Raw genomic sequence first — 13,389 nt, forward strand, 5'->3', positions numbered from 1 at the left:
CCGCAACATCACCGGATCAGCTTGTCGCTGGTCGTCATCGCAAGCTTCGGAAAGACCGTGCCTTCCAGCACCGAGCGGTCCAGCCCGAACAGCCCGGCCATTGCCTGCGCCGCCCAGTCGCGCACATCCGAGGTCGGCATCAGATCGCGGCGATCGTAAAGGTCAGCCTCGGCCAGACCCGGCCAGCGGCCTAGCACCTTCCCGCCCCGCACCGCACCTCCAGCCACCAGCATCGCGCCGCCCGTGCCGTGATCCGTCCCGCCCGAGCCGTTCTGCCGCACAGTCCGCCCAAACTCCGTCATCGCCAGCACCACGGTCTTGCCCCAGACCTCTGGCCTCGCGCCATCCTTCAACCGCAGGACCGCGCGCTGCAGCCGGTCAAGCGGTTTCCGTATCGCCCGCTCCTGCCCCTTGTGCGTGTCCCAGCCCGTCAGCGAAAACGCCGCGATCCGGGCCGGGCCGCGCAGGCGTTCAGCGACGAAATCGACGATCATGTCGGTGTCCTGCCCCTCGCCCTCCTCCATCCCCGCCAGCCCGAACGCGGTGGCCGAGGCCTGATGGAACAGCGCGTCCTCGGCATAGACCTGTTCCAGCAGCGCCCGCGCCGGGGCGGAAACCGCAAGGTCCTGATCCGGCGCCCAGCTTTCTGCGGGGGCGGCACCCGTAAGGATCGGCATCGCCTCGCGTCCCACGGCCCAGGCGGTTTCCGAGGTCGCCCCCGGCAGGACGCCAAGAAGCCGGTTCAGCCAGCCATCCCGCTGCGCGGCGGGCGCAAGGTCGGTGCCCGTCCCGGCTTCCAACAGGTCCTGCCCGTCGAAATGGCTGCGCTTGTCGCGGTAGGGGGTCGAGGTCGCGTGGACAAAGGCCAGTTCCCCCGCCTGCCACAAGGGCATCAGACCCGACAGCCCCTCATGCAGGGCAAAGAACCCGTCCAGGTCCTGCGCCTTTGCCAGCACCCCCGGCCGCGCCGCCGCAAGGTCCCGGTCGCCCCGCGGCTGCACCACGTCCAGCCCGTCCATCGCCCCGCGCAGGATGATGACCGCCAGCCGGTTCTCGCCCGGCGCGGCCGCCAGCGTCAGTGTCGTCATCAGGGGATGCGCCGCCGCCGAGCAGCCCACGGCTCCCAGCCCCTTCAGGAAAATCCGCCGATCCATCGTGCTACCTCCTGTTGAATTCGGGCGAGGCGAGGACCAGCCCCACCCCGTCGCGCGCCGATTCCGCGGCCCCCACGGCCCATGCAAGCTTTTCGCCCGCCCTTGCGCCCAGCGCCGTGGACAGAAGGGCACGCGGGTCCGGAAGGGGCCGCACCAGCCGCTCGGGCGCCTGCATGGCCCAGTCGATCCGCGCGGCCAGACCCTGCGGGGTGATCCAGTCCGCCTCGCGTTCGGGCCAGCCGTCCGGGCCCGGCGCCTGCTGGAACGGCTGACCCATCGCCTCCAACGGGTCGAGGATGAGCCGTCGGAAGGGACGCGGCTCCAGCCCCAGGATGAACTCGGGCCCGACGCCCAGCGCGCGAAGGCTGGCCACCAGGAAATCCAAGGGTTGCCGTGCCTTGGTCCCGGTCCCGGCCAGCGGATGCGCGACGAGCGCCTGCGCGACCTCTGCCAGATCGCCATCCGTGTCGCGGAACCGCGCGGCAAGGTCGGCCACCAGGCCTTCGTCCGGGTCATCGGCCACGAAATGCACCGCCAGCTTCTGCGCCAGATGCGCCGCCGTCTCGGGTCGGGCGGCAAGGTCGTCCAGCGCCTGCAGGATCGGTGCCGCGCCGTTGCCGGAATAGGTCACGCCCAGCACCATCTCGGCCCCCGGTTCGGCGCGATTCTTGTCAAAAACGAACCCTTCTTGCGGCGAAACCGTCAAACCCGTGAGCAATTCTGCCAGTTCTCGAACATCGGCTTGCGTATAACCCGCCCCCACGCCCAGGGTGTGCAGCTCGATCAACTCGCGCGCGAGGTTCTCGTTCAGACCTTTCTTCTGCCGCTTGCCCTTGGGCGAGGACGGGCCGAAGGACGCCTCCTGGTTCAGGTAGATCAGCATCGCGGGGTGCGTCGTGACGGCCTTCAGCATGTCGGCGAAGCGCCCTGTGACATGCGGCCTTATCGCCTCGTCCACCAGGGCCCCTGGCAAGGCGCGTTCGGTCCGGTTACGCGGGGCCACGGTGAAATGGTCGGCCCAGAAAGCCACCAGACGCTCACGATACGGGTCGTCAGACCCCAGGGCGCGGGCAAAGATCGCCTTCGCCCCCCGCAGGGCCAGCGCATCGACCGCACGCTGAGCCTCTCTCACTGCCGCATCGTCCTCGGCCTTCTTCGCTGCCCGGTAGGCCAGGGCCACTGGGGCAAGTTCGGCCAGTCGCACCCCCGGCCAGGTCCGCGCCGCCAGATCATCCGCGCCAAGGCCCGACCCGCCTGCGGGCAGACCATAGCCGAAGCGGATCGCAAAGCTTTCGCCGTCCATACGCGCCTCCCTGTTTGTGCAGGATCATACGCGCAACGCGCGACGCTCCGTCGCAGCCCGGCGATGAGCCAGCGAAGCGCCCGCGAAGAGCCGCCCGGTCAGAAGTGGAAATCCGCCGGATAGGCGTGGAACCCGTCGAAATCCGCCTTGCCCAAAGGCACTCCGGCAGCGCGCAGGGCGGCATAGCCCATGGTCAGATGAAAGAAGAAATTCGGCAGGCCATAGAGATAGAGGAAGTCGGCTCCGCTCTGCTCCAGATCGGCAAAGCCCGCGCGGTGGCGGATCACCCGCGTCTCGGCCCCCTCGAAATCAGCCGGGCTCATCGACCCCAAAAGCGCGCGCGCCACCGCGAGACGCGGCCCAAGGCCCTGCGGCAGGTCCGGCACCTCGCGGCCCGCCAGGGGGCAGGCGATCCGCAAGGCAAAGCCCGCCGCAGTGGCGAACTGCTGGCGGGCGGGAAAGCTGTCGGCAATACGGGCGTCCAGCGCATCCGGCCCCGCGACCGCCACGATGTCGCTGACGCGCGACAGGTAGTGGCGGAAGACGGGGACCGAGGCCTGGTACATCAGCTGTCCTTCGGCACGACGCGGAGGTTCAACTCGCGCAGCTGCTGCAGGGTCGGCTCGCTGGGCGCGTTCATCAGCAGGTCCTCGGCCCGCTGGTTCATCGGGAACATGATGACTTCGCGGATGTTCTGGGTGTCGGCCAGAAGCATCACCAGCCGGTCGATTCCCGCCGCACAACCGCCGTGGGGCGGCGCGCCGTACTTGAACGCCTTGACCATGCCGCCGAAGCGCTTGTCGACTTCGGAGTTCGGATACCCGGCCAGTTCGAAGGCCTTGTACATGATCTCGGGTTTGTGGTTGCGGATGCCGCCCGAGATCACCTCATAGCCGTTGCAGGCGAGATCATACTGGTAGGCATAGACCTTCAGAGGGTCGCCGTTCAGCGCCTCAAGCCCGCCCTGCGGCATCGAGAACGGGTTGTGGGAGAAGTCGATCTTCCCCTCGTCGGTCTTCTCGTACATCGGGAAGTCGACGATCCAGGCAAAGCGGAAGCTGTCCTTGTCGGTCAGCCCCAGTTCCTCGCCAATCACGTTCCGCGCCTTGCCGGCGATGCCTTCGAAGGCCTCGGGCTTGCCGCCGAGGAAGAAGGCCGCATCGCCCTTCTCAAGACCAAGTTGTTGGCGGATCGCCTCGGTCCGCTCTGGCCCGATGTTCTTGGCCAGGGGCCCTGCGGCCTCCATCCCCGACCCATCCTCGGCGTCGCGCCAGAAGATGTAGCCCATTCCCGGCAAACCCTGCTGTTGCGCAAAGGCATTCATCCGGTCGCAGAACTTGCGGCCAACGGGTTCGCCCGACGGGCCCTTGGGCGCGGGAATGGCGCGGACCTCGTTGCCCTCCTGCTCCAGAAGCTTGGCGAAGATCGCAAAGCCGGAACCCCGGAAGTGTTCGGATACATCCTGCATCCGGATCGGATTGCGCAGGTCCGGCTTGTCCGACCCGTACCACTTCAAAGAGTCCCGATAGGCGATGCGCGGCCAGTCGGAATAGACCTTCCGGCCTTTCCCGAACGCTTCGAACAGCCCCTGCAGCACCGGCTGGACGGCGGCAAAGACGTCGTCTTGCGTCACGAAGGACATCTCGATGTCCAGCTGGTAAAAGTCGGTCGGGCTGCGGTCCGCCCGAGGGTCTTCGTCGCGGAAGCAGGGGGCGATCTGGAAATAGCGGTCGAAACCCGCAACCTGGATCAGCTGCTTGAACTGCTGCGGGGCCTGCGGCAGGGCATAGAACTTGCCCGGATGCAGGCGCGAGGGCACGAGGAAGTCGCGCGCGCCCTCCGGCGAAGACGCCGTGATGATCGGCGTCTGGAATTCCGTGAAGCCCTGGTCCCACATGGCGTTCCGCAGCCAGCGGACGACGTTAGAGCGCAGCATCATGTTCTGGTGCATCGTGTCGCGACGCAGGTCGAGGAAGCGGTAGGTCAGCCGGGTTTCTTCAGGGTATTCGGTGTCGCCGAAGACCGGCAGCGGCAGTTCCTCGGAGGCGCCCAGGACTTCCAGGTCGGTCACATAGACCTCGATCTCGCCCGTCGGGATCTTGGCGTTGACCAGCGAGGCGTCGCGCGCCTTCACCCGGCCGTCCACCCGGATCACCCATTCCGACCGCACCTGTTCCAGCGCCTTGAACGCGGCCGAGTCGCCGTCGCACAGCACCTGGGTGATCCCGTAGTGGTCGCGCAGGTCGATGAAGAGCACGCCGCCATGGTCGCGCACCCGGTGGACCCAGCCCGACAGCCGGACGGTTTCGCCCACATGGGACTTGTTCAGCGCGGCACAGGTATGGCTGCGATAGGCGTGCATCTGCGTTCCCCTTTCCAGGGCCTCAATTCCATCGCGCCGATACACCTTGCCCCCTGCCCGAAGTCAAGCCCGCTTGCCCCGGTAGGGTGGGCAATCCTGCCCACCTTACGAACAGAATCGCGCCGGGATCAGCCCGCGCAGCGCATTCCCGACCCAGAGCCGGACCTTGGGCAGGTCCTCTGCACTCAACACGTCCTCGGCGTACCCCAGTTCCGTCCGCAGCACGCCCGGCAACAACCCGCAGGACAAAGGCGGCGTCCGCATCCCCTGCCCCCGGTCGAAGAAGACCGTGGTGATCGACCCGTCACAGACCTCGCCGCGTTCGTTCAGGAAGATCACCTCGTCCAAGCCTTCCGGCAGGGCGGCCCGCGCCTGGTCATAGGCCGCCCGTTTCGTCGACTTCACCCGCAGCCAGGGATCGTCCGACTGCAAGCGCGCCGCCGCCAGACCCACCCGCCACTCTGCCTTTGCCGGGGGCAGCGGGGCCACGGTCCACTCCACCCCGCCGTCCCGGTCCAGCGTCAGGCGCAGCCGCGCTGGGTGATCGGGACCAGACGGCGCGACCTCCGGACAGGACCAGCCGAGGAGATCCGCCGACCGCCGGAGCCGCGCAAGATGCAACGGCCAACGCGGGGCCCCTGCCCCGTCCCACAGCAGCGTCTCGATCAGCCTCAGGCCCGGCTCACCGCCGCCTTCACGAAGCGCGCTTTCCACAACGCCTCCTCCCATTCGCCGTACACGGTGGACCCATGCGTCAGCCCGCCGCCCACGTTCATAACGATCTGCTCGCCCGAAACCGACAGGGTCCGGATCGCCACGCTGAAATCCGCATCCCCCTCTGGCGACATCCAGCCCACCGCCCCGCAATAGACCCCGCGGGCAAAGGGCTCTACCTCGCGGATGATCTCCATCGCGCGGATCTTCGGCGCACCGGTTACGCTGCCACACGGGAACAGCGCCGCCATCAGACCGGGCAGGGTCGCAGCCCCCTCCAGCACACCTTCGACGGTCGAGGTCATCTGGTGCACCGTCGAGTAGCTTTCGATCGCGAACAGCGCCGGGACCTTCACCGTGCCCACCTTCGACAACCGGCTGATGTCGTTGCGCAAAAGGTCGACGATCATCAGGTTTTCGGCCCGGTCCTTCTCATCGGCCTTCAGGTCGGCGATGATCGCCGCATCCTCGGCCGCATCCTTGCCCCTTGGCCGCGTCCCCTTCATCGGGCGGGTGACGATCCTCCCACCCTCCACCTTGAAGAACAGCTCGGGCGAGCGCGACACCACCACCGGCCCCACCCCCAGATCGACATAAGCGCCATGTCCCACCGCCCCCGTCCGCCGGAACGCGCCGTATAGGCCCAGCGCCGTGCCCGAGACCAGGGATGCGGCCATCGGGAAGGTCAGGTTGACCTGATAGCAGTCCCCCGCAGCGATATAGTCGAACACCTTGCGCGCTGCAGTGCCATAGGCCCGCCGCCCGATCAGCGGCCTGGGTGCGGTCATCCGGGTCGACCGGCCCTCCTCGGCCGCCTGCTCCAGCGCCTGATCTGCCGGAAGCGGGGCCTCAAAGACCCCAAGCGCGACCAGCGGCCCGGGGCGCCTGCGCGGCATCAGGCGGGAAAGCTTCGGCTCCAGCGCATAGCCCGTCTCGTAGGCGACATAGCCCGCAAGCCAGCTGCCCTTTGCCCGCGCCGCCTCGGCCCGGTCAAGCGCCGCGCGCACTTCGCCCGGGCGCCAGGCCAGGATGATCTCGCGCGGCAGATCGAAGAGCGACGGCTCGCCCCTCGGTCCATGTTCGATAAGGATCACCCGTCGGCCCCCGTTCCCTCGTCATCCCGAGATAGGCCCAAGCCGCGACTCTCGCCAGACCATTCCACGCCGCAGCTGCAGCCAAAACCGACGCTGCAGCGCGAAAAGCATGATCGCCCGACCAGCAGACTCATTCAAAGCTTGTCAGTTGATCAAATTAGGCGTTCCCTGCGCAGCACCAGACCACCACATGATGTGGTCGGGTCAATACAAATAACAAGAATCGTCCAACTCCGGTACGAAGGGACACCGAAAATGGCTTCCGACAACTACACGGACCATGCCAAGCACGAGGACATGAAAGTCCTCCACGGCATGGGTTATGCGCAGGAACTCTCGCGCTCCATGTCGAAGTTCTCGAACTTCGCCATCTCCTTCTCGATCATCTGCATCCTCTCCGGCGGCATCAACTCCTTCGCCCAGGCCATCTCCTCCGTGGGCGGCGCGGGCGCCGGCATCGGCTGGATCACCGGCTGCCTCATTTCGGGCATGTTCGCGCTGTCCATGGCGCAGATCGCTTCGGCTTTCCCGACAGCGGGCGGGCTTTATCACTGGGCCTCGATTCTGGGCTCGCGCTTCTGGGGCTGGCTGACGGCCTGGCTGAACCTGCTGGGCCTGATCACTGTTCTGGGGGCCATCAACATCGGTACGGCCTACTTCTTTGCCGGGACCTTCGGGCCTTCGTTCGGCTTCACCGGCACGGACTGGCAGGTTGTCGGCTTCGTCGCGGTGATTACCATCATTCAGGCGATCTTCAACCACATCGGCATCAAGGCCACGACCTTCCTGACCGATATCTCCGGCTACATCATCTTCGCAACGACTGCAGTCCTTGTGGTGTCATGCCTCTACTTCGCCCCCGCGATCGAAATCTCGCGGCTGTGGACCTTCAGCAACTACTCGGGCGAGGCCGGCGGCAACGTCTTCCCGCAATCCGACAACATGTTCTACCTGTTCCTCCTGTGCCTTCTGTTGCCGGTCTACACGATCACCGGCTACGACGCGTCGGCCCATACTTCGGAAGAGACGAAGAACGCGGCGGTCTCGGTGCCCAAGGGGATCGTCTCGGCGGTGCTGTGGTCCTCGCTGGTCGGCTGGCTCATGCTGTGCGCGATCATGCTTGCGATCCCGGACATGAACGCGGCGGCGGCCCAGGGCTGGGGTGCCTTCTTCGGCACGATCAACGCGATCATGCCTGCGGGCCTGGCCACGGTTCTGTATCTTGGCATCTTCATCGCCCAGCTGCTGTGTGGCTTGGCGACCGTGACTTCGGCCAGCCGAATGCTTTTCGCCTTCTCGCGCGATGACGGCGTTCCGGGCTTCTCCAAGGCGCTGGCGACCGTGTCGCCGAAGTACCGCACGCCGGTCAACGCGATCTGGACGGCGACCGCGCTGTGCATCCTCTATGTGGTGCTGGCGCTGTCGATCAAGGTGGAAGGCACCTCGATCTACGTGATCGTGGTGAACTCGACGCTCGTCTTCCTGTTCCTGTCTTTCACCATCCCGCTGGTCGCGGCGATGCTGAACTTCGGCGGGCCGAAGTGGCCGAAGCCCGGCCCCTGGGCCATGTCGGCAGGCGTCTACAAGCTGGTGACCGTGCTGTCGGTGGCAGGCATGGGGATCATCCTCTTCATCGCTGTCGCGCCGCCGAACGAGCGGGTGCTGTATGTCGTCGCGGGCTTCATCGCGATTGCGCTGGTGCTGTGGTTCGCCGTCGAGAACCGCCGCTTCGAAGGTCCGCCGACGGGCGAGCGCATCGCCCAGCGCCAGGCAGCCATAAAGGCCGCCGAGGCCGCAGTGGGCGAGACGGGCTGAACGTCGGTCCATGCGACATCGGGGCCGGGGGTAAACCTCCGGCCCTTTTCGTTGCGGGCGGGGCCGGGACCAAATTTCTTCGAAGAAATTTGCAAAATCCTTCGAAGGATTTTGGCCCTTCCCGGGCACCGTTTGCCCCTTGCGCCGGTCCGGCTTCTCTCTATAACCCGCACAATTTTGCGCAATAGGTGGGGGCTCAGATGCCGAAGCGGACCGATATCAAGTCGATCATGATCATCGGCGCGGGCCCCATCGTCATCGGCCAGGCCTGCGAGTTCGACTACTCCGGCGCCCAGGCCTGCAAGGCGCTCCGCGAGGAAGGCTACCGGGTCATCCTGGTGAACTCGAACCCCGCGACGATCATGACCGACCCCGGTCTGGCGGATGCCACCTACATCGAGCCGATCACCCCCGAAGTCGTCGCCAAGATCATCGAAAAGGAACGCCCCGACGCGCTTCTGCCGACGATGGGCGGGCAGACCGGGTTGAACACCGCGCTGGCGCTGGCCGACATGGGCGTGCTGGACCAGTTCGGGGTGGAACTGATCGGCGCCAAGCGCGAAGCCATCGAAATGGCCGAGGACCGGAAACTTTTCCGTGAGGCAATGGACCGGATCGGCCTGGAAAACCCCAAGGCCACCATCATCGCCGCCCCCAAGGTGAACGGCAAATACGACATCGCCGCCGGAGTGCGCGAGGCCATCGAGGCCATCGAATACGTTGGCCTCCCCGCCATCATCCGCCCCGCCTTCACGCTCGGCGGCACCGGCGGCGGCGTGGCCTACAACCGCGACGACTACGAGGCCATCGTGAAATCGGGGCTCGAGGCCTCCCCAGTCGCTCAGGTTCTGGTCGACCAGTCGCTGCTCGGCTGGAAGGAATACGAGATGGAGGTCGTGCGCGACAAAGCCGACAACGCCATCATCGTCTGTTCGATCGAGAACGTCGACCCGATGGGCGTCCACACCGGCGATTCCATCACCGTCGCCCCGGCGCTGACGCTGACCGACAAGGAATACCAGATCATGCGCAACGGCAGCATCGCCGTCCTGCGCGAGATCGGGGTCGAGACCGGCGGCTCCAACGTGCAATGGGCGATCAACCCCGCCGATGGCCGCATGGTCGTGATCGAGATGAACCCCCGCGTGTCGCGGTCGTCCGCCCTCGCTTCCAAAGCCACTGGCTTCCCCATCGCCAAGATCGCCGCCAAACTCGCCATCGGCTACACCCTGGACGAGCTTGACAACGACATCACCAAGGTCACGCCCGCCTCCTTCGAGCCCTCAATCGACTACGTCGTCACCAAGATCCCCCGCTTCGCCTTCGAGAAATTCCCCGGCAGCCAGCCGAACCTCACCACCGCGATGAAGTCGGTGGGCGAAGCCATGGCCATCGGCCGCACCATCCACGAGTCGATGCAGAAGGCGCTGGCGAGCCTCGAAACCGGCCTCACCGGCTTCGACGAAATCGCGATCCCCGGCGCACCCGACAAGGCCTCCATCGTCAAGGCGCTCGGCCAGGCCACCCCCGACCGTCTCCGCGTCATCGCACAGGCCATGCGCCACGGCCTGACCAACGACGAAATCCAGGACGTCACCGCCTTCGACCCCTGGTTCCTCGCCCGCATCCGCGAGATCATCGACACCGAGGCCAGCATCCGCAAGAACGGCCTCCCCACCAACGCCGAGGCGCTCCGCCAGCTCAAGATGATGGGCTTCACCGACGCCCGCCTTGCCAAACTCACCGGCCGGGACGAGGCGCAAGTCCGCCGCGCAAGAACCCGCCTCGGCGTCACCGCCGTCTTCAAGCGCATCGACACCTGCGCCGCCGAGTTCGAGGCCCAGACCCCCTACATGTATTCCACCTACGAAGCCCCCGCGATGGGCGACGTGGAGTGCGAATCCCGCCCGACCAAGGCCAAGAAAGTCGTCATCCTCGGCGGCGGCCCGAACCGGATCGGCCAGGGGATCGAGTTCGACTACTGCTGCTGCCACGCCTGCTTTGCGCTCACCGCCGCGGGCTATGAGACCATCATGGTCAACTGCAACCCCGAGACCGTCTCGACCGACTACGACACCTCCGACCGCCTCTATTTCGAGCCGCTGACCCTGGAACACGTCCTCGAAATCCTGCGGGTCGAGCAGGAAAACGGCACCCTTCACGGCGTGATCGTCCAGTTCGGCGGCCAGACCCCCCTGAAACTCGCCAACGCGCTGCACGCCGAAGGCATCCCGATCCTCGGCACCACGCCCGACGCCATTGACCTCGCCGAGGACCGTGAGCGGTTCCAGCAGCTCCTCCACAAGCTCGGCCTCAAGCAGCCGCACAACGGCACCGCCCGCTCCCGCGACGAAGCCTTCAAGGTCGCCCAAGACGTCGGCTACCCCCTCGTCATCCGCCCCTCCTTCGTCCTCGGCGGCCGCGCGATGGAGATCATCCGCGACGACGCCCAGCTGGAACGCTACATCACCACCGCCGTGCAGGTTTCCGGCGACTCCCCCGTCCTCCTCGACTCCTATCTCTCTGGTGCCGTCGAGGTTGACGTCGATGCGTTAAGCGACGGTAAAGCCGTGCATGTCGCTGGAATCATGGAGCATATCGAGGAAGCCGGCGTCCACTCCGGCGACTCGGCCTGCTGCCTGCCGCCGCACCAGCTGTCTGCGGAAACGGTCGAGGAGCTGAAACGCCAGACCGTCGTCATGGCCCTCGCCCTCAACGTCGTCGGCCTGATGAACGTGCAGTTCGCGATCAAGGACGGCGTGATCTACGTCCTGGAAGTGAACCCCCGCGCCAGCCGCACCGTGCCCTTCGTCGCCAAGGCCACCGACTCTGCCATCGCCTCCATCGCCGCCCGCCTGATGGCCGGTGAGCCCCTGTCGAACTTCCCGATGCGCGCCCCCTACCCCGCCGGCGTCGGCCCCGACAGCCCGCTGCCCCTCGCCGACCCGCTCACCCTCGCAGACCCGAACACCCCGTGGTTCAGCGTCAAAGAGGCCGTCCTCCCCTTCGCCCGCTTCCCCGGCGTCGATCCGGTCCTCGGCCCGGAAATGCGATCGACCGGCGAGGTGATGGGCTGGGACCGCACCTTCGCCCTGGCCTTCCTCAAGGCCCAGATGGGCGCCGGGACGATCCTGCCGACCGAGGGCCGCGTCTTCCTGTCGGTCAAGGACATGGACAAGACCCCCGCGCTGGCTGATGCCGCCCGCGACCTTGTGGCGATGGGCTTCGTGATCGTCGCCACCAAGGGCACCGCGAAATGGTTGGCCGAGCAGAGCGTGCCGTCCGAGGCCGTCGCCAAGGTCTACGAAGGCCGCCCGAACATCGTCGACCGGCTGAAGAACAACGACATCGCCCTGGTGATGAACACGACCGAGGGCACGCAGGCTGTGTCCGACAGCCGGGATATCCGGAGGGTCGCACTCATGGACAAGATCCCGTATTTCACCACCGCTGCGGCGTCGGTTGCGGCTGTGGCGGCGATGAAGGCCCGGGGCGAGGGGTATGGGGTTAGGACGTTGCAGGGGTGAGGAGAAAGCCGACTTAGGGTTTGCTAAGGTGGCCCAGAATCCATTCCTTACTTTGGGCAAGGTTGGAGTAAACGCCATACTTCAACCTTTGAGCGCACCCTGCTCCCCAACTAACTACGCCGAAAAGCATTGGTTTTCCATTCACGACTCCATAAATTGGTCCACCACTATCTCCCTGACAGGAGTCGACACCTCCGTCCCGAAGTCCTGCACAGAACATCGTTTGGTCGACGGCCCCATTGTAAGATTCGGGCTTGTTACACTCTTCTAGGTTAACTGGTGGAACTGCAGCATGCATTAGAATATCCGACCCAATTCCGCCTTGCGACAGTGCGCCCCATCCAGACACTATGAGCGTTTCGTTCGCAAACACTGCCGCAGGGTCATTTGCTGTCTCTATTGAGGCTCCCAAGGCACTTGATCTTTCAAGAACCAAGATCGCCAGATCATTGGATTGAGTTGCAGAGTTCCATTCCGGGTGTACAACTAATTGATTCACCTTGATCCGCTCGCCACCATGTCGATAGTAAGATGTTCCTGCAATTACCTCAACAGCGGCAGGACCAGTGATCCAGTCGACGCAGTGTGCTGCCGTCAATACGACGGACTGGGATATTAGTGAACCGCCGCAAAACTGCTGTCGGACAACATCTGGCGTACCTCCGTGGATCAATGCAACTTGCCACGGATTTTGCTCGATAGTTGTTGGTACACCGCCAACTATCCGAGGGTCAAGATGAACACCGGCCTGCAAGGTTGAAATTGCCAGGGACGCGTCCGCATTTTCAATGTTTGCAATGATTGCTGTTGCCGCGTTCAACTCAATTTCGCCAATGTTTTGGACAATTGGTTGCGCTTCCTGTAGCTTTCGAATGATATCAATATCGAATAGATCTGCGTTTGCTGATGAGCAGAATAGTGACCCCAAGAGAATTAAACCAAAGTGATTAGTCATTCTTGATCCTTTCTGTGCTAACGTTCCTTGCATTGATTCGCAAAAAATTATAGCATATTTTCCAATCGACTGTACAAATTACTCCTGCCGCCCCATTCTCCTCTCCATCCCACTCCCGCGTCTCCATCGGTCGCGCCAAAGTACAAATTTCTCCGCGTTCCAAGAAGCGCAAGGCCGTGGGTGCTGACCTGACGTAATCCTGCGCCCGCGCAGGCTGTCTCGCCCCTGCTTCCAATTTTCCTGTAATGCTGACATCGCCTCTCTTTCCGGCTCTCGCCTCCAGGCAATCGCGTCGAGTGACTGTCCACTGGACAGTCACTCTTCCGACCTTCTGACAAACGCCCAACTGTCATTCCCGCGAAAGCGGAAGCCCACCTTGCGTCGACTGGCTCCCCGCTTTCGCGGGGATGACAGCAGGAAGGATGCCTTCATTCAAAAGTTAACACCACCCTAACGCAAAATCCC

Annotated in this window: 9 protein-coding genes; 2 read left to right on the forward strand and 7 right to left on the reverse strand. The window is 64.8% G+C overall.

What is annotated here, in order from left to right:
- Window positions 1-8: 8 nt before the first annotated feature.
- The 6 genes from E8M84_RS10120 to E8M84_RS10145 form a co-directional block, all read right to left on the reverse strand.
- On the reverse strand, window positions 9-1,154 hold the full coding sequence (locus E8M84_RS10120) for a DUF1501 domain-containing protein (RefSeq protein WP_137111090.1): 1,146 nt from the start codon (window positions 1,152-1,154) through the stop codon (window positions 9-11).
- Between the two features lie 4 nt (window positions 1,155-1,158).
- Window positions 1,159-2,457: a DUF1800 family protein gene (locus tag E8M84_RS10125; protein WP_137111091.1), complete on the reverse strand. Its 1,299-nt coding sequence runs from the start codon at window positions 2,455-2,457 to the stop codon at window positions 1,159-1,161.
- Between the two features lie 98 nt (window positions 2,458-2,555).
- Entirely contained in the window at window positions 2,556-3,023 is a 468-nt protein-coding gene (locus E8M84_RS10130) for a DUF1993 family protein (RefSeq protein ID WP_137111092.1), read from the reverse strand.
- Window positions 3,023-4,819 (reverse strand): aspartate--tRNA ligase, encoded by a 1,797-nt coding sequence (gene aspS / locus E8M84_RS10135; protein WP_137111093.1) that lies wholly within the window; start codon window positions 4,817-4,819, stop codon window positions 3,023-3,025. The genes E8M84_RS10130 and aspS overlap by 1 nt, the downstream gene beginning before the upstream one ends.
- A gap of 105 nt (window positions 4,820-4,924) precedes the next feature.
- Window positions 4,925-5,533 (reverse strand): aminotransferase class IV family protein, encoded by a 609-nt coding sequence (locus E8M84_RS10140; protein ID WP_394347405.1) that lies wholly within the window; start codon window positions 5,531-5,533, stop codon window positions 4,925-4,927.
- The gene (locus E8M84_RS10145) at window positions 5,491-6,627 is read right to left on the reverse strand and encodes an aminodeoxychorismate synthase component I (protein WP_137111095.1); all 1,137 of its coding nucleotides are present in this window, start codon (window positions 6,625-6,627) and stop codon (window positions 5,491-5,493) included. Before E8M84_RS10145 ends, E8M84_RS10140 begins: the two co-directional genes overlap by 43 nt.
- Before the next feature lie 255 nt (window positions 6,628-6,882).
- Here E8M84_RS10145 and E8M84_RS10150 point away from each other — a divergent pair, with 255 nt between their 5' ends.
- A complete protein-coding gene (locus E8M84_RS10150; protein WP_137111096.1) occupies window positions 6,883-8,442 on the forward strand; it encodes an amino acid permease in 1,560 nt (519 codons plus the stop codon).
- A gap of 200 nt (window positions 8,443-8,642) precedes the next feature.
- Entirely contained in the window at window positions 8,643-11,969 is a 3,327-nt protein-coding gene (carB, locus tag E8M84_RS10155) for a carbamoyl-phosphate synthase large subunit (protein WP_137111097.1), read from the forward strand.
- A 13-nt stretch (window positions 11,970-11,982) separates the two neighbouring features.
- Here carB and E8M84_RS10160 read toward each other — a convergent pair whose 3' ends face one another.
- Window positions 11,983-12,924, reverse strand: coding sequence for a serine protease (locus E8M84_RS10160; RefSeq protein WP_170971902.1), 942 nt, complete (start codon window positions 12,922-12,924; stop codon window positions 11,983-11,985).
- Window positions 12,925-13,389: the final 465 nt, after the last annotated feature.

Origin of the sequence: Rhodobacter sp. SY28-1 (assembly GCF_005222785.1) — a bacterium.
Taxonomy (GTDB): Bacteria; Pseudomonadota; Alphaproteobacteria; order Rhodobacterales; family Rhodobacteraceae; genus Tabrizicola.